This is a genomic window from Treponema sp. B152, assembly GCF_024181665.1.
GTDB classification, from domain to species: domain Bacteria; phylum Spirochaetota; class Spirochaetia; order Treponematales; family Treponemataceae; genus Treponema_B; species Treponema_B denticola.
Genome location: NZ_CP058668.1, coordinates 2,111,323 through 2,133,047, shown reverse-complemented (window position 1 = coordinate 2,133,047; position 21,725 = coordinate 2,111,323). Strand labels below are relative to the sequence as shown.

The following is a 21,725-nucleotide window of genomic DNA, read 5'->3' as shown; positions in this document are numbered from 1 at the left end:
AAAATTAACTTTTCTTCTTCGTTCTCTTTTTTAGTACACTTAAAACTTATTTTAAGTTTTAAGTCCTTAATTTGTTTATTATTGCCAGGTGGCCATAGTGGAGAGGTAATACCCGTTCCCATCCCGAACACGGAAGTCAAGCTCTCTTACGCCGATGATACTGCTGATCAAGTGGGAAAGTAGGATGCTGCCTGGCTTTTTTTATTGATTTTTTCTTTTAAAAATGATAATATGCCGTTGATGAAGGTTTTTAAGTTTACGGTTTCCGGAACTATTTATATTATATTTTCAATTCTCTTGTTGACGGGAGCCGCTATTCGAGGCGAATTGTTTGCAATTGTTTGCGGCGTTTGCTTATGCCTTTATGTTGTGCTTTCCTTAATTTTTATTAGTCTTTCCGTCTTGTTATGGAAGAAAACGGATTTATTGGTAGAATTAAAAAATGAAAATATTTCCATTCTACCCTCAAGAGTCCGAAAAGGGAAAAAACTTTTTTCGATTATTTTACCGGGGGTTATTGTATTTTACGGTTTTGAGTTTTTATCGGATTTAAAAAATAAAAAAAGCAGAAGTTTAAAATTTAATATTAAACTTAAAAGGTTTGCGGCCCATTTTCCTCTGCCAAAAGAAGAAAGAGGTAGATTTTTTTTGGAAAAAGAGTATATCGAAATTTCCGATCTTGCAGGATTTTTTTCATTTCGATTGTTAAAAAAAGAAAAATCCATACCTCAACTTTTTATTTATCCGATGTTGACAGAAATAAAAAGCTTTGCGATTCCCGAAATTTTAAATGAAACATCAGCTCATACTATAAACTTGAGACGGACTGATGAACTTTATGATTCCCGCCCTTATTTTCCTGGTGATGATATAAGAAAACTTAATTGGAAGCTGTATGCTCACACTCAGGAACTTAGTATAAAACAGGGAGATTTTGTTCCTCCTCCAAGAAGTTTTTTTACAATATATGTTGAAAGTCCGATTGTAAATAACGATATTGAATTTTATAAAAAGAAATTCGATGAGTTTATTAATTTGAGTACGTCGATAGCTTTTTATTTACATCAAAAAGGAATAAGTTTTAATATTCGTTTTTATGATAACGAAAAAAACTCTTATGAAACGGGGAGCGTTTACTCGGATGATAGAGATGTGGAAGAATCGATAAAAAGATTTTTTTCCATTCCGCAAATTAGGGTTCAAAAAAAATCAAGCGAGGCTGAACCTAAATTAAAGAGGAATTTTTTTATTGATGGGGAAAACAAAAAAACTTGCTTGCTCTATTTTTTTATGCCCGTACAATCAAGCAAGAAAATTTTAGATAAACTTTTTGGAATCTTTTCAGATCATAAAAAAGAATGTGTTTTTTATACCGGACCGGAAAGTATAATTACCGAACCTAAAAATATTTTACATTCTTTTTTGTTTTATACTTCGTCTCAAAAAAAATATAACCGCTTGTCAAAAGAAATGAACGAAAAAATTGAGATTCTAAAACACGAATTGAAGACTGGAGGATTTTATGCTTACTCGATATAAGCTTAATTTTCTTTTACGTATACTCTCATTGCTAATGCTAAGTATTATTCCTTCATTATACTTGTTTGAAATTTTACCCCATTTTATTCTTCCTGTCTGGGCTATTATTGTAATATTTTTGTGTTATCAGTTCCAAAAAAAACAGATAAAACTATCGGCATCTATTATTTTGATATGCTTAAGTTTGATTATTTTTTTGTTTTTGCTTTTATTTTTATTTAAAATTATTTCAGCCGAACCTTTCGATATCCTATATTTAAGGCTGGGTGTTATTTTCCCTTTTTTGATATTACAAACTGTTTTTATTTCTACTTCTACTATTAATTTTTATAAAAATGAAAAGTACCGTCGTTATGAACCTATAGTTTTTTTTAGTATTTTTGCTCTTCTTTTTTGGACTCAAGGAAATTTTTCGATGTCCGTTTTTGAATACCCGATATATGCGGTTTTATTTTCGCTTAGCTTTTCTGCAGTCGAAATAATCCGTCTTTTTTTATCTTTTAATTTTGAAAAAAAGGTTTTTACATTTTTTTTGTTTTTTTTATTGTTCTTTACTTTTATAATGACCTTTGTATTAAAAACCTACAATGAATCCTCATCGGTTAATCATGGAGGTTTATTGCAGCCTACTCTTTTTAGATTTGATTTTTCCGATTATTTAAAATTGCAAAGTGAAATTAAAATGAGCGATGACCTTATTTTGGTTGCTCATTTTGATAATGATTTTTCTCACAATATGTTGAGGAGGATGTATCTTTCAGGCTGGGATTCTGCAAAAGGGTTTTATGAAAAAAAAGCTCCATCCGAAAAAGCTCAAATTATTTCTCTGCCTAAGGGTCGAAAAGATATTTTGCATAGAGCCTTTTCTATGCGTGAAAAAGTTGCACAAGAGTATTTTTTTGTAAATCTATCACCGTCGTCCTTCATAGCTATGGATTATCCGACACAGGTAATTCCTTATGAGATTTGGGATAGTTCAAAATTTAACGGAGGATATAAGGTTTTCAGCGATGCAATATTTGATTTTGCATCGGATCTTTACGGCGAGGCATTTCCATCAGGAGATGAAGATGAGGGAATGTCGAAAGTAGATTTGGATTTTTATACTAAAATTGATGATGAAAGTTTTAAACTTGTGCATCAAACAGCTGAGGATATAACCGGCGATATTCCCGATTATTTGGATAAAATTTTAGCTCTTCAATTTTATTTTACGGATGGGGATTTTCGGTATTCTCTAAAACCCGGGAAAGCTCCTGATGGTAATCAATTAAAATATTTTTTGACTGAAACAAAAAAAGGATACTGTACTTATTTTGCTTTTTCTTATGCTCTTATGCTTAGAAGTATAGGAATTCCGTCCCGAGTGGCGGTAGGATTTTTTGTTCAGCCCGAATCTGAAGTTATGAATTATTATCCGGTTCGGGCAAACATGGCTCACGCATGGGTTGAAGTTTTTTTTCCGTACATAGGCTGGGTTAGTTTCGATCCTACGACTTCTCAGCTTGCGGAAGGAGAAAATATTAATTTTGGTATGAATGCGGGAGGAGAGGAATTTAATTCTCTTTTAAGTGAGATTCTTGAAAAACGCAGTGAAATAAAAATTACGGAAATTACCGAAAGGGAAGATGATGTTTTAAACATAGGTACTTATATAAAACAATTTTTTAAAGATAACATATCTTTTTTCAGATTTATTATAATTATTCTTTTGATTATAATATTTGTAATTTACAAGGCTCGGCCTCATCTTATATTAAAATTTTCTAAGAATAACAGAAGAATTGTGCTTACAGCCGGTAAGTTATTTAAAAAAAGAAAACGGAGCACTGAAGAGAAAATAGAAATGAATACTCTAATTCAAAAAGCAAAATTTGCACCGGAATGTACAATAGATGATGCAGAGGTTGCCAAAAATCTTTTAAAAAACAAAACAAAAAAGATTATTGTCTTGCTGGCTTTTTGCCTTATATCGTGTTTTGTATTTGCAGAAAGTGCGGAAACTATTGTTGTTGAGGCCGAAAAGGCAGTGGAAGCTGAAAATTGGGAGTTGGCCTTGTCTCTTTTACAGGATGGAATAAAAAAATATCCTCAAAATGACAGTTTATTTTTAAAATTGGGAGAAATTTATCATAATAAGGAATTATATAAACCTGCATATAAAATATTAAAGAAGGGTTTGGAAATTAATCCTGAAAACAGCAGTATCTTATTTTATATTTCCGGTTGTGCATCCTCCTTAAATAAATATGAAGAAGCCTTGATGTATATTAAAAATTATTTACGTCTTATCCCTTATGACCGCTTTGCGGCTTCAAATTACGGCTGGCTATGTTTTAAATGTCATAGGCCTGAGGAAGGGATACGCTTTTTATTGGATAATATAAAGCGTTATGGCGAGGACTTATCGGTTTATAATTCTTTGGGCACATTGTACAATGAAATGTTTGATTATGAGAGATCGAAAGAGTTTTATACAAAGGCAATAAAGGGCGCTGAACAAGTTAATAGAACATATTCGGGTTCCGTTTATTATTATAATAGGTCTATTTTAGAGAGTCAATTTTATCGATTTGATAATGCAATAGAGGATGCAAGAGCTGCTTTAAATATGAAAGAACGTAGTTCGAGTTATATGATATTGGGCGAACTTGAAGAAAGAAGAAATAATTTTTCACAGGCCCTATCTGCATATCTTTCAGCATCCGCTGATGATGATACTCCTCTTTCAGCCTTAAACATTATAAGTTTATATTTAAAAACGGGTCATATTGAAAAGGCCGAACAGTATATTTTAAATCAGCTTCAAAACACCAGTGAAGCATGGATTTCAAATTACGGTTTGAGTGTAAACGAATTTAAAACCAATCTGTATAAAATTAAAAAATCATTATACATACGAAAATATAATTTTGAAAAAACCGAACTAAAATCAGGCTTTTTAGGTTGGATAAAAAATTTCAGCAATAAAATAAATTATAAATTAAAATATACATATTATGATGCTGTTTTTAGATTATACTCTTTAAAAGTTGCAAAGGAATATAAGAAAAACAGTACAGGAGATTTAAGCGGCAATACAAATAATCTTTATACAAACACTTACTATTATAATGCCTTTAAAGGAAAAGGGAAAAAGGCTTTAAAATATCTTAAAAAAGCCGAATCTATAGAAACTATGTTTATTCCGCAAAGTGCCGGTGCCTATCTTGCCGACCGGGCAATTCTGGAGGCCGATTTAAAACTACTCAATGAAGGTATTTCAAAAATGGATTTGGAATGGGAAAAACATAGTCTTGCGGACTTGTATGCCCAAGGAAGTAAAATTGCAAAAAAACATTCTTCACAGCTCTATTATCTTTACTTGGAATCTCTTTTTGATTTAAATCCTGCCGTCTTTTTGGAATATGATATAAAGTTACCTGTAAAAATAACCGTAGAAATAGACAAAATTGAAAATATAAAAATCAGTGCAAAGAAAATGAAAAAATTAATACTATCATCCCGTTTTATAGAAGACGATAATTCTAAATTTTCTCTTCAGCTGACATATTCCAATAAAAGTCTTACTTTTAAATTAGCCGATAAAAACGGATATACTCTTTACAGCAAGAATTTTCCGATTGAAAAGTTAGATAAAAACGGATTTAAAAATTCCGTTAATATTTTTGTAAAGGATATTTTTACTTTCAAGTTATAAGGCTTTTGATATAGACAAAATTATATTTTCGGTTATACTGTTTGATATGAATACGAAAAATATAATAGATGAGCTTATAAGAAATATCGGTTTAGTAATAAAAGGAAAGGATGAGGTTATTCGCCTTTTTGTTGCGGCGTTTTTGACCGGAGGTAATGTTCTTATAGATGATGTTCCCGGAGTCGGAAAAACAACAATGGTAAAAGCCCTAGCTAAATTAATAAAAAAAGACTACGGCGATCCTGCCGAGTTTAAAAGGATTCAATGTACCCCGGACTTACTTCCCTATGATATTACCGGCGTTGATGTTTTTAATGCACAAACTCAAAGTTTTGAATTTATAAAGGGTCCCGTTTTTTGCGACATTTTTTTGGCTGACGAATTAAATAGAACTCCCCCCAAAGTTCAGGCCGCACTTCTTGAGGTTATGGAAGAAAAACAGGTTACTGTCGGAAAACAAACTTACAAATTGCCCGAGACTTTTTTTACGGCTGCCACTCAAAACCCTGTAGAAACATTAGGAACTTATCCATTGCCTCCGGCTCAGCTTGATAGGTTTATGGTCTCTATTTCTATAGGTTATCCGGATGATGAGTCTGCTCTTGAAATCCTTGACGGTAACCCAGGTGTGTCGACACTTTCAAAACTTTATCCAGTCATCACTACAGGCAATATAATTACATCCCGTGACGAGCAAGAAAGAGTTTACTGTCACAAGGCCTTACAAAAAGCTATAATAGATATTTGCAATAAAACAAGAGAACATTCCGACATTGAATTGGGAGCTTCTCCTAGGGCTTCTTTGCAGTTTTTGCATCTCGCAAAAACTATGGCTCTTTCTAATGGGCGAAACTGGGTTGAAGATACGGATATTGAAATAATCGCTCCCTATGTTCTTGCCCATAAATGTATTTTTAAAAATAGAAAGGCTAATGCAAAAGAATCTATTGCAGAAATTACAAAATCCGTTTTAATAAAAATGGATAAAGAAACGGACTGGTCTAAAGGGATTTAAATAAAACAATTATCGGAAAATTCTTTAAAAAGGATAGACATATTCTAAGGCAGGACGCGGAATAAATTCTATATTATCGACTATGATTAGAGGTTCGAAACTGCCTTCATATTCTATTTTTGAAATTGTTCCTGTAACGCGTACCCAATCGTCCTCTTTTAGCTCATTGGCCTTAAACCATTGAGCTATAAGACCTGCCGGCTGCATATCGGCTGCACAGCAAACCATCAACATTCTTCCTATAGCGAATTCGTTTTCACTTAAAACTTCAGGATTTTTCCAAACACTGCCTTCGATTTTTATCTTCTTATTTACCCATGAGTCCAAATTCAGATAAAGTTCAGGCAGCCAGCGTCCGAAGGTTTCATCATCCATAACCACAAAGCCGTCTTCCAATTCTAAAAGTCTGCTCGGTCTAAAATTGAAATTATAACCGGCCTCTTCTTTTTGCTTTTGAAATAAAAAAATATCTCCGTTAAATGCAAGAGAGTCCGAAGTTAAAGCTTTGTAGGGAATAAGGAGCGCAAACAAAATTGGCAGTAAAAAAATTATTAAGTACAAGGGGTTTTTTCTTTTTGAATGTGTGTGATATGGAAAATAAAAGGCATCCCTCATTGTAAGAATCCCTATTATAAAAAATACAATAGCCGAAAAAATAATTATACCGATGTGCCGGATATGAACATATAGCAGCGCTTTTTGTGAGACTACTGCATAGATAAAAATAAAAGACCCTATCAATAACAATAAGGAGCGTATAATTTTTTCAATAAAAACACTTAAAAATATTTTTTTCATATCTTGATTAGAAAACTCATTGCACTTATAAAAATGATATTCATAATAGTTATGATTATGGTCAATTCTATTACAAACCGTTTTTTAAAAATAGATAAAAGCATGAAGATATTTTTTATATCCATCATGGGGCCGTATACGAGAAAGCCCATAATTGAAAAGAGTGAAAAAGTTCCATAAAAGCTTCGGGCAATAAAGGCATCCGATGTTGAACATGCAGAAAAAATAAAGGCAAAAAACATCATAATTAAGATTCCGCTCAAAGAATGGGATTCATTAAATTGCATAAAAAAATTACTTGGTACTCCGGCTCTTATTATGGAAGTAAATAAGGCTCCCAATATAAAATAAGGACCGACATTAAAAAATTCCGTTCCGCTGTGCAAGAACATTTCCTTTATATTTTCAATAAAGGATCTTTGTCCGGAACCATGAGATGCGCTGCAGGAGTCCTCGCAGTTGCAACCGCAAGAACAATGATTATCGTTCTCTATGTCTTCCTTCAAATATTCGTTTTTAGGATAGAACAAAAGCAATATCCCTATTGAGGCGGCCGTTACTATACCTAAGATTATCCTATATACCGCAATCATCGGAGATTCAGGGAATGCATATAGGGTAGCCATTATTGAAATAGGATTTAAAATAGGAGCTGCAAGCATAAAGGTTACCGCAATAGGCATGATAACTCCTTTTTTTACAAGCCCGGAAAGAACGGGAACCGAAGCACATTCACATACCGGAAAAACAAGTCCGCCGAATATGGCAGTTAAAAATCCAAGGCCGTGTCTGCTCGGAAAAACTTTAACGATAAAATTACCCGAAATAAAAACATGCAGTATTGAAGATATAACTATCCCCAAAAGCATAAAAGGAAATGCTTGAAGGAGGATGCTTAAAAAAATCGTGTTGGTTGTAGTTATAAGACTCAACATAAATTAAGAATACTGCGATACCAATTTTACGATGTAAAGTTCTGCATAGTTCTGTAAAGCCTTTCTCTCCTTTATTTTTAAAAGGCTGGAAGACTCCAGCAGAGTTTTAGCCAGACTTCTGACCCTGTCGGCAGTAAAGCTGGAAAAGGAAAGCGTTCTATTTATGCCCCTTAAATAATCTCTGATTAATGCATTTACGTCCTCTGTCAGATTCTCTCTTGCAGGATGCCCCAAAGTTTGATTCCACTCATCCAAGTTTTTTTCTAGAGCCTGATCAATTGTCATTCCTTGAGGAATAAATTCGGCGCTTATTTTTTCTGCAGCATCCTTTAATTTTAGCTTCGGCTTTTTATAAGGAGTCTCTTTTTTTTCGGGCTGTACAGGCTGAGGTGTCTTTTTCTTTCGTTTAAAAAATGCAATTATTGTAGAAATTATAGGAATCGTATACCAGAATGGAAGAAGTATTTTTGTATCGCTTAAAATTTCATGCCGGTTCAGCATTAAAATTTCGCTATATGCTGCAGGCTTACCTGCCGGAAAAATTCTGTTTATTTCCATGGCTTGAATTTCATTTAAGCGGGGATCTGCGATGATTGATAAAATAAACGGAGCATTTAAAAGTCCGTATAGATTCGGTGCCGAATGAGCGGTTATTTCTTTTAATAATTCGTTAAAAGCCGTATCATTTTTCATTGAGTCATCTTGCTCAAAATTCATTAACATCTCATGCCATTTTCTTATACATAGCTCTCTAACCGGTTTTCTTGCTTCATTAATGAGGGATATCAAAAGAGGAACAACCTTTTCGGTAAGCAAATAGAATCTATCATTTGAAGAATTTGTAAAGGTAAGAATATCCGGAATTATATACTTTTCCGAGGAGCTGGCTTTTTCCTTCATAAAATTCTGTAAGGTTTCCTCAGAGTATTGCCCAAGCAGTGGGACCCCTCTGGAATCGGTAAATTGTGTTATCTGCTTCATTGTAAAATAATAAGGCGCCTTCTGAAAAGCTAGAAGGAGGTTTTTTAAAGCAGTGTCCGTTTGGACGTCTTTTTGAGCCTTATTTCTGTAATAGTTATTTAAATATTCCAAGATTCCGGCCGCCTGTAATAAAGCTATCTCATCAGGCAGCTTTTCATTCTTTTTGGCAAATTCCTGTTTTATGAAGGCGCATAACTGTCCCCATAATATATAGTTATCGCCGGATTCTTTAACATTTTGAAAGCTGTTAACACTATGTGCCATAATTTTTGTGATAAATGTTTTAACCGTAAATTCCTTACCGGGATTAGCCACCATGAGCCTTTTTTGCATATAATCCCTGCTTTCATCTTTTGATAGAAAAAGTTTAATCTTACCTAAGGCTAAATTTAAGAGTTTTTCGGTTGTGTAAGAGCCGGGGAAAACGAGGGCAGGGATGTCTCCATTGTAGTTTAAGGCATATAAAAAAGAATTTTCCCTTGATTCGGGGTTTAACTCAGCCAGATCATCTGAAACGCTTATTGTTTTTAAGAGTTTTCCCGGAAAATTCCTAGGTAGATCGGATAAAAGAGGAAAAGGAATGTCGGGGTGCTGCTCGAGATGTGCATATTGTCTGGATATATTGTCTACATGGAAATATGGAACAAATATAATGGTTGTATTGGACTTATCCGTTGTTATTTCGATATCCCCTTCATCTTGTATTTTTTTTAGTTCACTTAAAAGAGTTTCGAGAGAAATTTCAAGAAGAACAGCCAAATCCTGTTTTTGCTGTAAAAAATGCCGTGCGTAGCGGTGGAGATAATCTTGAAAAGGTTGTAAGGTCACTTGAGCATTGTTTCTACGTAAAGAAAACATCCGCAACAAGTGTAGTAAATCCGTATAAATAGTCATCCCCATATTATACACAATATTTCTCAATAGTTCAAGGTTTTTATTCTTAAAAAAATTTTATTTTTTAAGTTCCGCTTTGCTTTGGGAAAAGGTTTTTGAATGTTTAACTTCCGTAATTGAACAATTTGGTTTTTTGCGGTATAATCTTTTATGCGGAGAATAATTCTAATATAAGGTGGAACTCAAAATGAGAGCACGAAGATTGTTTCTTTTTCTTCCTTTGACGGTCTTAGCGATTTTACTTCTTTTAACAGCCGCTTTTTTTCTTTTTGTTACCATAGCAGAATACCGTCCTAAGGCTGTCGAAAAAGCCGATATAAATGTAAATGCAAAAAAAATGATTTTACAGACTGATGAGGTTTTAAAGGTCTTAAACTGGAACATAGGCTATTGCGGCCTTGATGCTCAAAACGATTTTTTCTATGACGGCGGAAAAAACGTAACAGCCCGAAGCAAGGAGGCTGTATTAGATAACCTCGAAAAAGTAAAAGCTTTACTTAAAAAAGAAGATTGCGGTTTTAATCTTTTACAAGAAATCGATGTAAAATCAAGACGCAGCTTTTATGTAAACCAAAAAAAAACCTTATCCGATTTTTTTGCCGATTATGATTCCGTTTTTGCAGCAAACTATGATGCCGTCATTGTGCCGGCTCCCGTTTTAAATCCCTTGGGAAGAGTAAAAAGCGGTGTTTTTACTTTAAGTAAATATGGAATACAAAAAGCGGAGAGGCTTCAGCTTTCCGGAACTTTTTCATGGCCCTTAAAAACCGTCAACTTAAAGCGCTGTCTTCTGGTTTCTGAAATTAAAACCGATGTTCCGAATAAGAATCTCTATATAATCAATCTGCATCTTTCGGCTTACGATGCAGACGGTGTATTAAGAAAACAGGAAATGGAATTTTTACAAAACCTTGCCTTAAAATTGTATAATGAAGGACATTGGGTAATTGCCGGAGGGGATTGGAACTCTCTTTTTCCGGGTGTAGAAAAAAATCGTTTTATCCCTTATACTACATCTGATGAATTTCTTGAATGGATAGAATATTTACCTGCAGATTTTATAGGCAAGGAATGGAAGTGGGGCTTTGATAGCTCTACGCCTACAGTCCGACTTTTGGAAAAGCCCTACGTTAAAGGAGAAAATTACACGACAATAATAGATGGGTTTATATGCTCTCCCAATGTTGAAATTATCGGAGTAAAAACTGCCGGTTTAAATTTTGAAGTTTCGGATCATCATCCTGTAATTGCAGAATTTACACTTATGAAATAGCTTATTCAAAATAAAAATATAAGGAGCAAAAAATGAAGGTAAAACCTGTAACAGTAACCGGCAGCAGTTTGACGATAGAAGACGTTGTAGCTGTTGCCCGCCACGGAGCTGAAGTAAAGCTGTCCGCAGATGCAAAAAAAAGAATCAAGGATTCAAAGAAAATTGTAGATGACATCGTAAAAAGCGGTAAACCTACTTACGGCATTTCGACCGGCTTTGGAGAATTATCCACCGTAACCATTACCAAGGATCAAAACGGTGCTCTGCAGAGGAACTTAATATTGAGCCATGCCTGCGGTGTCGGCAATCCCTTTCCCGAAGACATAGTTAGGGCCATAATGCTTTTAAGGCTTAACACTCATGCGAGCGGTTTTTCGGGAGTAACTCCGGCTGTTCCGGATATTCTTGTAGATATGTTAAACAAGGGAGTAACGCCCTATGTACCCGAAAAAGGGTCCTTAGGTGCAAGCGGTGACTTGGCAAACCTCGCTCATATTGCTCTCGTAATGATAGGAGAGGGAAAGGCCTATTATGAAGGCAAGCTGATGGAAGGAAAGGCAGCTCTTGCAAAAGCCGGTTTAAAGCCTGTTGTCCTTTCGGGAAAAGACGGACTCGGTATAATTAACGGTACACCCGTAATGTCCGGTATCGGAGCCTTAGCCCTGCACGATGCAGAACAGCTTCTCAAGGCTGCAAACATGGGCGCTTCCTTAGTATTCGAAGCCTTTAGGGGAATTACCGCAGCCCTCGACCCCAGAATCCATAAATCCCGCCCGCACAAGGGTCAAATTGATACGGCAGCCTTTATCCTCAAAATGTTAAAGGGCAGTTCATCTATCAATACAAGAGAAAATGACGTTCAAGACCCCTATACGCTCAGGTGCGTTCCGCAAGTTCACGGAGCAAGTGCCGATGCTATTGCCTATGTGCGCAAGGTTTTAGAGATAGAAATCAATGCCGTAACCGATAATCCGCTCGTCTTCCCTGATAATCATGATGTTATTTCAGGCGGAAACTTCCACGGTCAGCCCATTGCGATTACTATGGACTTCTTGGGGATTGCCGTCAGCGAGCTTGCAAACATAAGCGAGCGCCGAATCGAACGCCTTGTAAACCCGCAGTTAAACGGAGGCCTTCCTGCCTTCTTAATAGAAAACGGCGGAGTAAATTCAGGCTTTATGATTCCTCAATATACGGCAGCTTCCCTTGTTTCGGAAAACAAGGTATTGGCTCATCCTGCAAGCGTTGACTCCATTACCTCATCAGGAAACAAAGAGGACCACGTAAGTATGGGAACAACCGCTGCCCGAAAAATAACCGAAATCGTTAAAAACGTACGCCATGTTCTTGCTATTGAGTGGCTTACGGCTGCTCAAGCCTGCGATTTACGCGGCATCAAAAAATACGGCAAGGGAACAGGAGAGATGATGAAGCTTATTCGAAAGCATATCTCCAAGGTTACCGAAGACCGTATTCTTTATAACGACATTATGAAGGCTCTTGAGATTATTTCAAATGATGAAAACATTGAAATGATTGAAAATGCGGCTAAGTAATTTATATTAACAAGTAAACAGGCTTACTTGCAATAAAACCCGTATTGGAAACTAAGATTCCGATACGGGTTTTTTAATAAAATTAAAAAAATGAACTATAGGGTTTATTCCGAATACTTTCCTATGCTTCTTATCTTTTTGCTTCGGTATTTTACCAAGACGGCGGGGTCGCGTTTTGTAAGGTCGGCTAAATCCTTTAGGATTTGCTCCTTTATAGCATCGGCTGTTTTTTTGGGATCGGTGTGAGCTCCTTTTTCGGGTTCGGGGATGATGCCGTTAATTACCTTTAGATCAAGAACTTCTTGGCTGGTAATTTTAAGCATGGCGGCTGCATCTTTTGCCCTGCTTGAATCCCTCAATAGAATTGAAGCGCATCCTTCCGGGGATATAACCGAGAAGATGGCGTTTTCAAGCATGTAAATTTTGTCTCCGACTCCTATGCCGAGGGCTCCGCCGGAGCCTCCTTCGCCTATGATTATGCAGATTATGGGCGTTTTTAGGCGGCTGAATTCCCTCAAGTTAAAGGCGATGGCTTCTCCGATTCCTCTTTCTTCAGCACCAAGGCCGGGGTAGGCCCCTTGAGTGTCGATAAAGGTAATAATCGGCCGTTTAAATTTTTCGGCCTGTTTTGCAAGGCGCATGGCTTTGCGGTAGCCTTCAGGGTTTGCCATACCTCCGTTCCTGTCGATGGTTTCGCGTAAGTTTCTTCCCTTTTGGGTACCTATTACCGTAACCGGCATTCCGTCGATAAAGCCTATTCCGCCTATCATGGCAGGGTCATCGCCGAAAAATCTATCGCCGTGAAGCTCGGTAAAATTATCGAAAATCAAGTTGATGTAGTCCAAGGTTCTGGGCCTGTCGCTGTGGCGGGCGAGTTCTACCCTTTCCCATGTTTTGGAAAGAGCTGTTGAGCTTTCAAGTTTTGCGTTTATTTTTGCAAGCTCCTCGCTTATATCAAGCCCCGCTTTTTGGGCTATATCCTTTAGGTTATTTAATAGATTCGTTTGATCCTTATTGCTCATAGATTTCTCCTATAAAAACTTTAGGCCTTTTTCTTTTTAGGGGCTTCTTTAAGGCCGAGGCTGTGAGCGTCAATCATGCGGGCAAAAAACTGCCTTTGCTCTTGGCGCGGCACTATACAGTCCACAAAGCCCTTTTCCAACTGAAATTCCGCCCGCTGAAATCCTTCGGGCAGCTGCTGGCGGATAGTGCCTTCGATAACTCTGGGGCCTGCAAAGCCTATAAGGGCTCCCGGTTCCGCAGCTGTTATATCGCCTAGCATTGCAAAACTTGCAGTAACACCTCCCGTGGTCGGGTCGCAAAGCATTATAAAAAGAGGAACTCCTTTTTCATCCAACTCGGCGGCCGCACTCGAAGTTTTGGCCATCTGCATCAGCGAAAAAAGCCCTTCCTGCATTCGTGCTCCGCCTGAAGTCGCATAGATAATTACAGGTATCCTTTCGGTTGCTCCCTTTAGCATAAGCCGCGAAATCTTTTCGCCTACAACGGAGCCCATAGAACCTCCCATAAAGTGAAAGGACATGAGGGCTAAGAGGGCATCTCTTCCTTTAATCTTACAAGAACCTGTAATAACGGCTTCGTTTAAGGACGCTTTTTCTTCGGCAGCCGAAATCTTTTCTTCATAACCTTCCATTTCGATGGGGTTACATGTTTTGAGGTTCGGATACAGCTCTTGAAACGAATTTTCATCGGTCAGATAGGTAATCCTCTGCCTCGGTTCTATGCGTAAATGGCAATTGCAATGAGGACAAACCATCAGGTTATCTGTAAAAACCTCTTCATCGTATGATACTTTACAACTAGGACAATCCATTTAAGTCTCCTATAAGAAGTCAATGAGAAAATATCAATTTTCGATTTGACTTTTTACGCCGTTTCGCAACACCTGTGAGAAACGGCAATCAATAATGCGATGTTTTGTGCAAAGCACAAAACTCGTCAGATAAACAGTGAGGCTGAATTTCTGCCGAACTGTTTATCAACTCTCCTTACTTATTTCCAAAAAGCTCTTCATAGAGCCCCGTACCGAAAACACCCGATTTGAACTTTTTTGAGTTAAGTATAATCTTTTGCTCTTCGATATTGCAGGTAATGCCTTCAATTTTAAGCTCATCTAGAGCGCAAAGCAGCTTTTGAATGGCATTGGCCCTGTCAGCCCCGTGAACGATGAGTTTAGCCGTCATCGAGTCATAAAACGGAACTACCGAATAGCCTTGATATAAAAAGCTGTCAAAACGCACTCCGTTTCCTCCGGGAACCCTTAAATTTTTTATAAGTCCGGGAGAGCGGGCGTTTATTCTAGCCTCGATAGCCCAGCCTTTAGTAGGCAAAATCCCTTGGGCAAACTTCATGTTTTCCCCTGTACAAACACGGATTTGTTCTGCAATTATATCGGTGCCGGTAATCATCTCCGAAACGGGATGCTCTACCTGAATTCGGGCGTTTACTTCCATAAAGTAGAAATTATTGCCTGATACGAGGAACTCGATTGTTCCCGCCCCGCGGTATTTAAGGGAAGAAAAAAGGCTGACAGCCCCCTTACACATGGCTTCCCGCATTTCCTCGCTTACGGCCGGAGAGGGACTTTCTTCTATCAACTTTTGATGATTTTTTTGAACCGAGCAATCCCTTTCACCCAAAACGGAAACGGCTCCTTTACCATTGCCTAGAATTTGAAGCTCTACATGGCGCGGGTCTACCAGATATTTTTCGATATAAACGGTGCCGTCGGCAAAATTGGCTTCGGCTTCGGCGGAAACAATTTTTAGGTTTTCGGCTAATTCCGATTCTTTATAGACGATGCGCATTCCCTTTCCGCCGCCGCCTGAGGCTGCCTTGATGATGACGGGATAGCCGCATTTTTCGGCAGTTTTTTTGGCTTCGTCCAATTCTTTTATAGCTCCGTCCGAGCCGGGGGTTACGGGAAGTCCGCTTTTTACGGCTGTTTCGCGGGCACGGACCTTATCGCCGAGCATTTCGATTGTGTCGGGTTTTGGCCCTATCCAAAAGAGCCCTGCATTTTCTACCTCGCGGGCAAAACCTGCATTTTCCGATAAAAAGCCTACCCCCGGATGCACTGCCTCACAGGAAGTGCAAAGGGCTGCCGTGATAAGAGCTTCTTTGTTAAGATAGCTTTTAGCCGAAGGGGGCGGGCCTATGCAGACTGCCTCATCAGCTAAAAGCACATGGAGGCAGTCCTTGTCAGCCGTAGAGTAAACGGCGACGGTTTTTATTCCCATTTCGCGGCAGGAGCGGATAACCCTCACGGCTATCTCGCCTCTGTTGGCGATAAGTATTTTTTTAATCATAGGAACCTTCCTACTTAGCCTTTATCTTAAACAAGACCTGATCGAATTCTACAAGGTCTCCGTTTGAAACTAAGATTTCCTCTATAACTCCGTCATATTCACATTCGAGGGTATTCATCATCTTCATAGCCTCAAGCACACAAAGGGGCTGTCCTTTTTTTACCGAGCTGCCTTTTTCAACATAGGGCGGAGAATCGGGAGACGGTGCCCTGTAAAAGGTTCCTACAATGGGGCTTTTTACTTCAAGTAGGTTTTGAGCCGATGAAGCTGCGGGTGATGCTTGAGCAGGAGATTCTGCAGCAGGACTTGCTGCCTGAGGCGCTGCCGCTTGTCCGGTTGTTCCTGCCGGAGCTGTCTGGATGCCCGCCGAAAGGCCGGATTGAAATCCTGCCGGTATCGCCGGATATGGCATAGTATAGGCGGTCTGCACTCCTCCGCACGCACCTGACTGAATGACAGCTTCCTTTTTAGGAAAGGCTCCTTCTTTTTTTAAGATAAGCTCACAGTCGTCCTGCTTTATCTGCAAAACCACAGTATCGCCTTTTTCAAACTTTTCTATCACTTTCAAAATAAAATCTTCTTTCATAAAATCTCCTTAAAGTTTTATTTATTTAACCGTAAAGGCCGACATTTTATCATTTATACAGGCAGAGTGTCTATCCCTTATAAAAATCCATTTTTAAGCATCTTAAACCTCTTCCTCATTTCCAACTGTATCCCGTTTATAGAATCTCCAGTTTTTTGCTTTTGCAGCTTCAAAAGCAGCTTTTAATTCGGCGGAAGAAGAAAAATCCGTTATAGTTCCTTCCCTTGGATCATTTTTTTTACCATATATCAAAGCTCTGCCTTCTTTTTTTTGTTTCCTATCGGGCAGGGCGGTTAGTATCCGGATAAGGTTTTTTTCGTTAAAAAGGTTATCATAGCAGCACAGTTCCTGTAAACCATGTAATGTTGATAGTTCAAGAGTAGAAAGTTTATTATGATAACAGTTCAGTCTTTGTAAGGTGTTTATGTCCTGTACATCGAGTTCAGGAAGATTATTCTTAAAGCACTCCAGGTCACGCAATGCGTGTAAGCCTTTTAGGTTAAGTGTTGTAAGTTCATTATACCCGCAATTCAGCCACTGTAAAGCGGTCAGCCCCTGTACATTGAGTGAGGTAAGCTTGTTTTTGTAACAGTTCAGTTTCTGCAAAGTCTTTAAGCCCTGTATTTCGAGTGAGGTGAGTTCATTTTCGGAACAGTACAATTTCTGTAATGTATTCAATCCCCGCACATCAAGCGAGGTAAGTTTATTGTCCCTGCAATCCAATTCCTCCAAAGCTGCTAAGTTCCGTACGTCTAGTGAGGTAAGTTGATTTGTGGAACAGTCCAGTTCCTTTAAAGCGGTTAACTCTAGTATATCGATTGAGGTAAGTTGATTTACGGAACAGTCCAGTTTTTCCAAGGCCGGTAAGTCCCGTACTTTGAGTGAGGTAAGCTCATTGACAGTACAGCTCAGTATCTTTAAAGCCGGTAATCCTTGTACATCGAGCAAAGTAAGCATGTTTTTGCTGCATTCCAGTTCCCATAAGGCGGTTACGCCATGTACATCAAGCGAGGTAAGTTCATTACCTACGCAGTCCAGTTCCTGTAAAGCACTTAAATCCCGAACATTGAGTAAAGTAAGCCGGTTGCTGTTACAGTGCAGTCTCTGTAACACTTTTAGGTCTTGTACGTTAAGCGAAGTAAGTTTATTGGCGTTGCAGAACAAATCCTGCAAAGCGGTTAAACTCTGTACATCAAGCGAAGACAGATGATTGCGGTTGCAGTACAGTTCCCGTAAACCGGTTAAACCCGATACGTCGAGCGAGGTCAGTAGATTCTCTCCGCAGCTCAAGCTTTGCAAAGCGGTTACACCGCTGACATCAAGCGAGGTAAGCAGATTGTCATCGCAGAATAATTTTTGTAAAGCTGTTAACCCCTGTACGTTAAGCTCTGTAAGCCGGTTGCCTCCACAGTCCAGCTTGTGTAATGCAGTTAAGCTATGTACATTGAGTGAGGTAAGCCGATTAAAGGCGCAGTCCAGTTCTTGTAATACAGTTAAGTTGCAAACATCGAGTGTGCTAAGCTGATTACTGCGGCAATCCAGCTCGGTAATAGCGCCTTTAAGGATAACCTTTGGTCCCGTTGCCGTGAGCACCGTTTTTTCGCCGCTCGGTAATTTCGTAACCGTACAACCTTCAATCTGTATTGCGGAACCGTCAGCCGTTACCGCCGTCACGACTATCCTTTTTTGGTTGTCGTTTATACCGAGTATTGCTCTTCCTGCACCTGCGGTTTTTGCAGGATTTTCCGCTGCTGTGATACCCGCTGTCAACAATCCTGTTAAAAATAATACCGTTAAAAATTTTTTCATAAATGTTCAGTCCTTTAATTGGTATTGTATAATTACATTATTCATTACCAACTATCCATAAACTTCATTTTTTATCATCTTCTTTTTTCGAATTCTTTTTGAAAGCTTTTAGGGCTGCTTAAAATTCTATACGCTTCTTCTGAAAGGTTTACTTTTAGAACTCCGGTATCGGTTGTTATATTCATTTCTTTTGTGTCTTTGTAAAGATACAGCTTCATAATTTTGTCATCATCCATAAATGAATAATGCACAATGACTTCTCGGCCATCATGAATGCTTTCGGCGGTAAAAAGGCTTTTCAAATTTCTTTCTTCGATTTCGATTTCGGCGATATCTTTTCCAAACAATGTGTCGAACATATCCAGAATTTTTTCCCCTGCAATAAATAGTAAAAGAGAGCCCTTATCATCATATATGCGGATATAAGAATTTTTCGCAGAATAAGAAAGCTGTTTTTTCACCTCAGCAGGCTTGCCGGCGATTTCGTATGCGTATTTAAAAAGTTTCCATGTTAATTCTTTTGGGATATCCTCCTTTTCCTGTAATTGGGGAATCCGGCAAAGAGGATAATTTTTATATACTATAAAACTGAAATACTGCTCATCATCACCGTAATTATATGAAAGAACATAACGGTATAACACTTGTGCGTCTTTAGGTAATTCCGTAAACAAAGCTTCGTCAGCTGCTATCTGCAAAGATTCTTGAAAAAGCAGATATAACGCATTGACTTCGCTCTTGGCGGTTATCTTGTGTACAATATTATCTTGTGCATCATAAACCGTAAAGCTATTGATTCCATAGGCAAAGGCATTTACACCGCCTGCTAATAAACATACTGTAATCGTTATCATTAAAAATTTTTTCATAAGTGTTATTAAAATCCCCCATATATAAATGTCTAATTCTTTGTTTTTACAATCCACCGGCCGTCCTTGGCACTGCCGACATATTCAATCTTGTTATCTTTTCTTAGTTTTTCAATATCCCTCTCTATAGTCCGTTTAGATACATTTAAAAGGTCTTTAAGCCTATCTGCTGTTATAGCACTATCGCTTTCTATATATTTTATTATCTTTTCCAGTCTATCTTTTGTGCTTATTTTTTGACCGTCATTTTGACCGTCATTTTGACCGTCATTTTGACCGTCATTTTGACCGTCATTTTGGATATCATAATTTCGATTGAATAAGGTAACTATTACCCCGTTATCGGAAATATAATATTCGGGTTGTTTTTTAAAATGTGCATAATCTTCAAATATTCTGCGTACTCCGGAAGCATAATTTTCGATGACATCTGCCTTATCCAGAGTATCTACGATAATTTTATTTCTTTTTGCAACCATGCCCATTTTTATGTTTTCCAATGTCAATCCGTCAGGCAAGCTGCCGGGAGAAAAAATTTGAACCCTATCGTCGTAAAATTCTATTTTTATATCTCCGCTTAAGGTCCAATCTCTATGACAATAACAATTTACGATAGCTTCTCTGAGAGCTCTTTCAGGAATATCTAAATATTCATCCCGTTCAGGTTTTCCGGTAATGGTGATTTTTTTTCGGTTTGATAAATTGGCAAAATAGAGAATGTCATCTAATTGTTTTAAGATGGAACCTGTAAATTCTTTTTTATCTAAAAAGACATTTACCGTAGTACCTTGAAAAACTGCAAATTTACTGATAGTGGGATTTTGGTCGCTCAATAACAATGCGGCATTGTTGTATTTATCATCTTTATCGATGAGAGATAGAGCATATTTGTCAAAGAGAACTCCTTTTTCTTTAAATCTATTTTCTACATAATTAAAGGTTAAATCATCCCGATGGCATAACAAACGCTCGTAATCATGCTGATTATGCTGCCGTATCATTCTTTGGATTTCATCAAAGCTTGCAAGTCTTTTTGTACTGCCGACTCTGACATATACACCTTTTGTATTAAAGCCTTCTCCGTCTTTATAAAAATAAGGTCTTTCTTTTCCCTTAAAAATTTTGATTCTAAAGGGAGTTTCGTTTGGATAGATATATATTAAGTTTGTTACATCGGGATTAAAAGCGTTTACAATCCAATTTGAAAGTATTTCTTCCCATACTTTCTTTTTTTCGTTTATAAGATCATAATGTATAGTTCCGCTGTCATCAACTCCTAAATAAATTTCGCCACTGGTGCTATTTAAAAAAGAGATGATTTCAGCTTTAAGTGCACTTTGCTTTTTAGGAATATCGATTTTAAACTCTTTATTATAATCTTCCATATTTTATAATTATCCGCTAATGGTATTTTCCAATTCCGCTAAGTATTTGTCAAAATCGGAAACAAAGGTCTTATCCTGAATGATGCGGTATTTTTCAAATTCGGATTCGGCATGAAGTTTTGCAATTTCTGCAGATACCTTTCCTGCATCTTTTAAAAGTCCGTATTCGAACATTTCGATAAAACCGGTAAGCCGTGTTTCCCAATCTTGCATGGTAAGCGGAATCTTCCGTAACGCCATATTTTCTGCAAAGTCGAGATATGAAGTTACCATCCGGTTTAACTGCGAAAGTTCTGTCTCGCTTAAATAGTTTTTTGCAATAATAACATCGGATTTTTTAATTTTGCCTTCGGGAGCATCCTGCCATGTAGTCAGTCCCATGTGCGGTTGCGTACTGTCGGCACGCTCATAAATAAGCTCCGCAGCCGTATGTCCGTGGATGGCAAAATGCATTTTGTTTTGTACCGTTGCATAAAACCTTTTAGTAGCAGCGGCTGTTTTATCGTAGTCTAAAGCGGTTGCATACAGGTCGGTAATCTTTTGATAGAACTTGCGTTCGCTTGCCCTGATTTCTCTAACCCGCTCCAGCTGTTCTTCAAAATATTTGTCCGTAAGAAAAGAGCCTTTTTTCAGCCGCTCCGAATCCATGACCCAGCCTTTGATTGTGTACTCTTTTGTAATACGGTTGACCCACTTTCTAAATTGCACCGCCCGCTCAGAATTAACTTTAAAGCCTACGGCAATAATCATTTGCAATCCGTAGTGTTTTATCGAACGGGTTATACTTCTATCGCCTTCAGTTTGAACTATTCGGAAATTCCGAATAGTTGCTTCTTCCTGTAATTCATAGTCTGCAAAAATATTTTTGATATGCTCGTTAATCGTTGACACCGATGTATCATACAAAACAGCCATCATTTTTTGAGTCAGCCAAATATTTTCATCTTCATACCGTATTTCGATACTTTCAGCGCTTTTGCCGCCCGCTGCAACAAAAGTCAAATATTCCGCCGCCGAAGATCGAATATCCGTTTTAGCTTTTTTTGCCATTACCTC

16 protein-coding genes and 1 rRNA gene are annotated in these 21,725 nt (G+C 37.8%); 6 read left to right on the top strand and 11 right to left on the bottom strand.

Annotation, left to right across the window (positions count from 1 at the left end; all coding sequences use genetic code 11):
* Nucleotides 1-84 precede the first annotated feature (84 nt).
* The 4 genes from rrf to HYB91_RS09955 all read left to right on the top strand — a co-directional run bounded on the left by rrf (nucleotide 85) and on the right by HYB91_RS09955 (nucleotide 6,254).
* Nucleotides 85-196 (top strand): 5S ribosomal RNA (gene rrf, locus HYB91_RS09970).
* 44 nt (nucleotides 197-240) lie between these two features.
* Nucleotides 241-1,539: a DUF58 domain-containing protein gene (locus tag HYB91_RS09965; protein ID WP_002676947.1), complete on the top strand. Its 1,299-nt coding sequence runs from the start codon at nucleotides 241-243 to the stop codon at nucleotides 1,537-1,539.
* Entirely contained in the window at nucleotides 1,523-5,239 is a 3,717-nt protein-coding gene (locus HYB91_RS09960) for a transglutaminase domain-containing protein (RefSeq protein ID WP_002676948.1), read from the top strand. Before HYB91_RS09965 ends, HYB91_RS09960 begins: the two co-directional genes overlap by 17 nt.
* A gap of 46 nt (nucleotides 5,240-5,285) precedes the next feature.
* Nucleotides 5,286-6,254 (top strand): AAA family ATPase, encoded by a 969-nt coding sequence (locus HYB91_RS09955; protein WP_002676949.1) that lies wholly within the window; start codon nucleotides 5,286-5,288, stop codon nucleotides 6,252-6,254.
* Nucleotides 6,255-6,278: 24 nt separating this feature from the next.
* Here HYB91_RS09955 and HYB91_RS09950 read toward each other — a convergent pair whose 3' ends face one another.
* The 3 genes from HYB91_RS09950 to HYB91_RS09940 are packed head-to-tail and all read right to left on the bottom strand — an operon-like array spanning nucleotide 6,279 to nucleotide 9,868.
* Nucleotides 6,279-7,052 carry a TIGR03943 family putative permease subunit gene (locus HYB91_RS09950; RefSeq protein WP_002685361.1) on the bottom strand — a complete coding sequence of 258 codons (774 nt, stop codon included), beginning with the start codon at nucleotides 7,050-7,052 and terminating at the stop codon, nucleotides 6,279-6,281.
* Nucleotides 7,049-7,987 carry a permease gene (locus HYB91_RS09945; protein ID WP_010698648.1) on the bottom strand — a complete coding sequence of 313 codons (939 nt, stop codon included), beginning with the start codon at nucleotides 7,985-7,987 and terminating at the stop codon, nucleotides 7,049-7,051. The genes HYB91_RS09950 and HYB91_RS09945 overlap by 4 nt, the downstream gene beginning before the upstream one ends.
* A 3-nt stretch (nucleotides 7,988-7,990) precedes the next feature.
* Nucleotides 7,991-9,868 carry a hypothetical protein gene (locus HYB91_RS09940; protein ID WP_371922096.1) on the bottom strand — a complete coding sequence of 626 codons (1,878 nt, stop codon included), beginning with the start codon at nucleotides 9,866-9,868 and terminating at the stop codon, nucleotides 7,991-7,993.
* A 181-nt stretch (nucleotides 9,869-10,049) separates the two neighbouring features.
* Here HYB91_RS09940 and HYB91_RS09935 point away from each other — a divergent pair, with 181 nt between their 5' ends.
* Nucleotides 10,050-11,135, top strand: coding sequence for an endonuclease/exonuclease/phosphatase family protein (locus HYB91_RS09935; protein ID WP_002676953.1), 1,086 nt, complete (start codon nucleotides 10,050-10,052; stop codon nucleotides 11,133-11,135).
* A 32-nt stretch (nucleotides 11,136-11,167) separates the two neighbouring features.
* On the top strand, nucleotides 11,168-12,691 hold the full coding sequence (hutH, locus tag HYB91_RS09930; RefSeq protein ID WP_002676955.1) for a histidine ammonia-lyase: 1,524 nt from the start codon (nucleotides 11,168-11,170) through the stop codon (nucleotides 12,689-12,691).
* 104 nt (nucleotides 12,692-12,795) lie between these two features.
* Here hutH and HYB91_RS09925 read toward each other — a convergent pair whose 3' ends face one another.
* From HYB91_RS09925 to HYB91_RS09890, 8 genes are all read right to left on the bottom strand, one after another.
* Entirely contained in the window at nucleotides 12,796-13,713 is a 918-nt protein-coding gene (locus HYB91_RS09925; RefSeq protein ID WP_002676956.1) for an acetyl-CoA carboxylase carboxyltransferase subunit alpha, read from the bottom strand.
* 20 nt (nucleotides 13,714-13,733) lie between these two features.
* Nucleotides 13,734-14,525 (bottom strand): acetyl-CoA carboxylase, carboxyltransferase subunit beta, encoded by a 792-nt coding sequence (accD, locus tag HYB91_RS09920; protein WP_002669844.1) that lies wholly within the window; start codon nucleotides 14,523-14,525, stop codon nucleotides 13,734-13,736.
* Between the two features lie 175 nt (nucleotides 14,526-14,700).
* Nucleotides 14,701-16,020, bottom strand: coding sequence for an acetyl-CoA carboxylase biotin carboxylase subunit (locus tag HYB91_RS09915; protein ID WP_253719495.1), 1,320 nt, complete (start codon nucleotides 16,018-16,020; stop codon nucleotides 14,701-14,703).
* 10 nt (nucleotides 16,021-16,030) lie between these two features.
* Nucleotides 16,031-16,606, bottom strand: a complete 576-nt coding sequence (accB, locus tag HYB91_RS09910) for an acetyl-CoA carboxylase biotin carboxyl carrier protein (protein WP_002676959.1) — start codon at nucleotides 16,604-16,606, stop codon at nucleotides 16,031-16,033.
* Nucleotides 16,607-16,708: 102 nt separating this feature from the next.
* On the bottom strand, nucleotides 16,709-18,415 hold the full coding sequence (locus HYB91_RS09905) for a leucine-rich repeat domain-containing protein (protein WP_002676960.1): 1,707 nt from the start codon (nucleotides 18,413-18,415) through the stop codon (nucleotides 16,709-16,711).
* A 74-nt stretch (nucleotides 18,416-18,489) separates the two neighbouring features.
* Nucleotides 18,490-19,341 (bottom strand): hypothetical protein, encoded by an 852-nt coding sequence (locus HYB91_RS09900; protein ID WP_002676961.1) that lies wholly within the window; start codon nucleotides 19,339-19,341, stop codon nucleotides 18,490-18,492.
* Nucleotides 19,317-20,669, bottom strand: coding sequence for an ATP-binding protein (locus tag HYB91_RS09895; protein ID WP_002676962.1), 1,353 nt, complete (start codon nucleotides 20,667-20,669; stop codon nucleotides 19,317-19,319). The genes HYB91_RS09900 and HYB91_RS09895 overlap by 25 nt, the downstream gene beginning before the upstream one ends.
* A 9-nt stretch (nucleotides 20,670-20,678) precedes the next feature.
* Complete coding sequence (locus HYB91_RS09890; protein WP_002676963.1) at nucleotides 20,679-21,719, bottom strand: virulence RhuM family protein; 1,041 nt, start codon at nucleotides 21,717-21,719, stop codon at nucleotides 20,679-20,681.
* Nucleotides 21,720-21,725 lie beyond the last annotated feature (6 nt).

Excerpts from the sequence above, each read along its gene's own strand:
- HYB91_RS09965 (WP_002676947.1), top strand. The coding sequence starts at position 241 with ATGAAGGTTTTTAAGTTTACGGTTTCCGGAACTATTTATATTATATTT.
- HYB91_RS09960 (WP_002676948.1), top strand. The coding sequence starts at position 1,523 with ATGCTTACTCGATATAAGCTTAATTTTCTTTTACGTATACTCTCATTG.
- HYB91_RS09955 (WP_002676949.1), top strand. The coding sequence starts at position 5,286 with ATGAATACGAAAAATATAATAGATGAGCTTATAAGAAATATCGGTTTA.
- HYB91_RS09950 (WP_002685361.1), bottom strand. The coding sequence starts at position 7,052 with ATGAAAAAAATATTTTTAAGTGTTTTTATTGAAAAAATTATACGCTCC.
- HYB91_RS09945 (WP_010698648.1), bottom strand. The coding sequence starts at position 7,987 with ATGTTGAGTCTTATAACTACAACCAACACGATTTTTTTAAGCATCCTC.
- HYB91_RS09940 (WP_371922096.1), bottom strand. The coding sequence starts at position 9,868 with ATGGGGATGACTATTTATACGGATTTACTACACTTGTTGCGGATGTTT.
- HYB91_RS09935 (WP_002676953.1), top strand. The coding sequence starts at position 10,050 with ATGAGAGCACGAAGATTGTTTCTTTTTCTTCCTTTGACGGTCTTAGCG.
- hutH (WP_002676955.1), top strand. The coding sequence starts at position 11,168 with ATGAAGGTAAAACCTGTAACAGTAACCGGCAGCAGTTTGACGATAGAA.
- HYB91_RS09925 (WP_002676956.1), bottom strand. The coding sequence starts at position 13,713 with ATGAGCAATAAGGATCAAACGAATCTATTAAATAACCTAAAGGATATA.
- accD (WP_002669844.1), bottom strand. The coding sequence starts at position 14,525 with ATGGATTGTCCTAGTTGTAAAGTATCATACGATGAAGAGGTTTTTACA.
- HYB91_RS09915 (WP_253719495.1), bottom strand. The coding sequence starts at position 16,020 with ATGATTAAAAAAATACTTATCGCCAACAGAGGCGAGATAGCCGTGAGG.
- accB (WP_002676959.1), bottom strand. The coding sequence starts at position 16,606 with ATGAAAGAAGATTTTATTTTGAAAGTGATAGAAAAGTTTGAAAAAGGC.
- HYB91_RS09905 (WP_002676960.1), bottom strand. The coding sequence starts at position 18,415 with ATGAAAAAATTTTTAACGGTATTATTTTTAACAGGATTGTTGACAGCG.
- HYB91_RS09895 (WP_002676962.1), bottom strand. The coding sequence starts at position 20,669 with ATGGAAGATTATAATAAAGAGTTTAAAATCGATATTCCTAAAAAGCAA.
- HYB91_RS09890 (WP_002676963.1), bottom strand. The coding sequence starts at position 21,719 with ATGGCAAAAAAAGCTAAAACGGATATTCGATCTTCGGCGGCGGAATAT.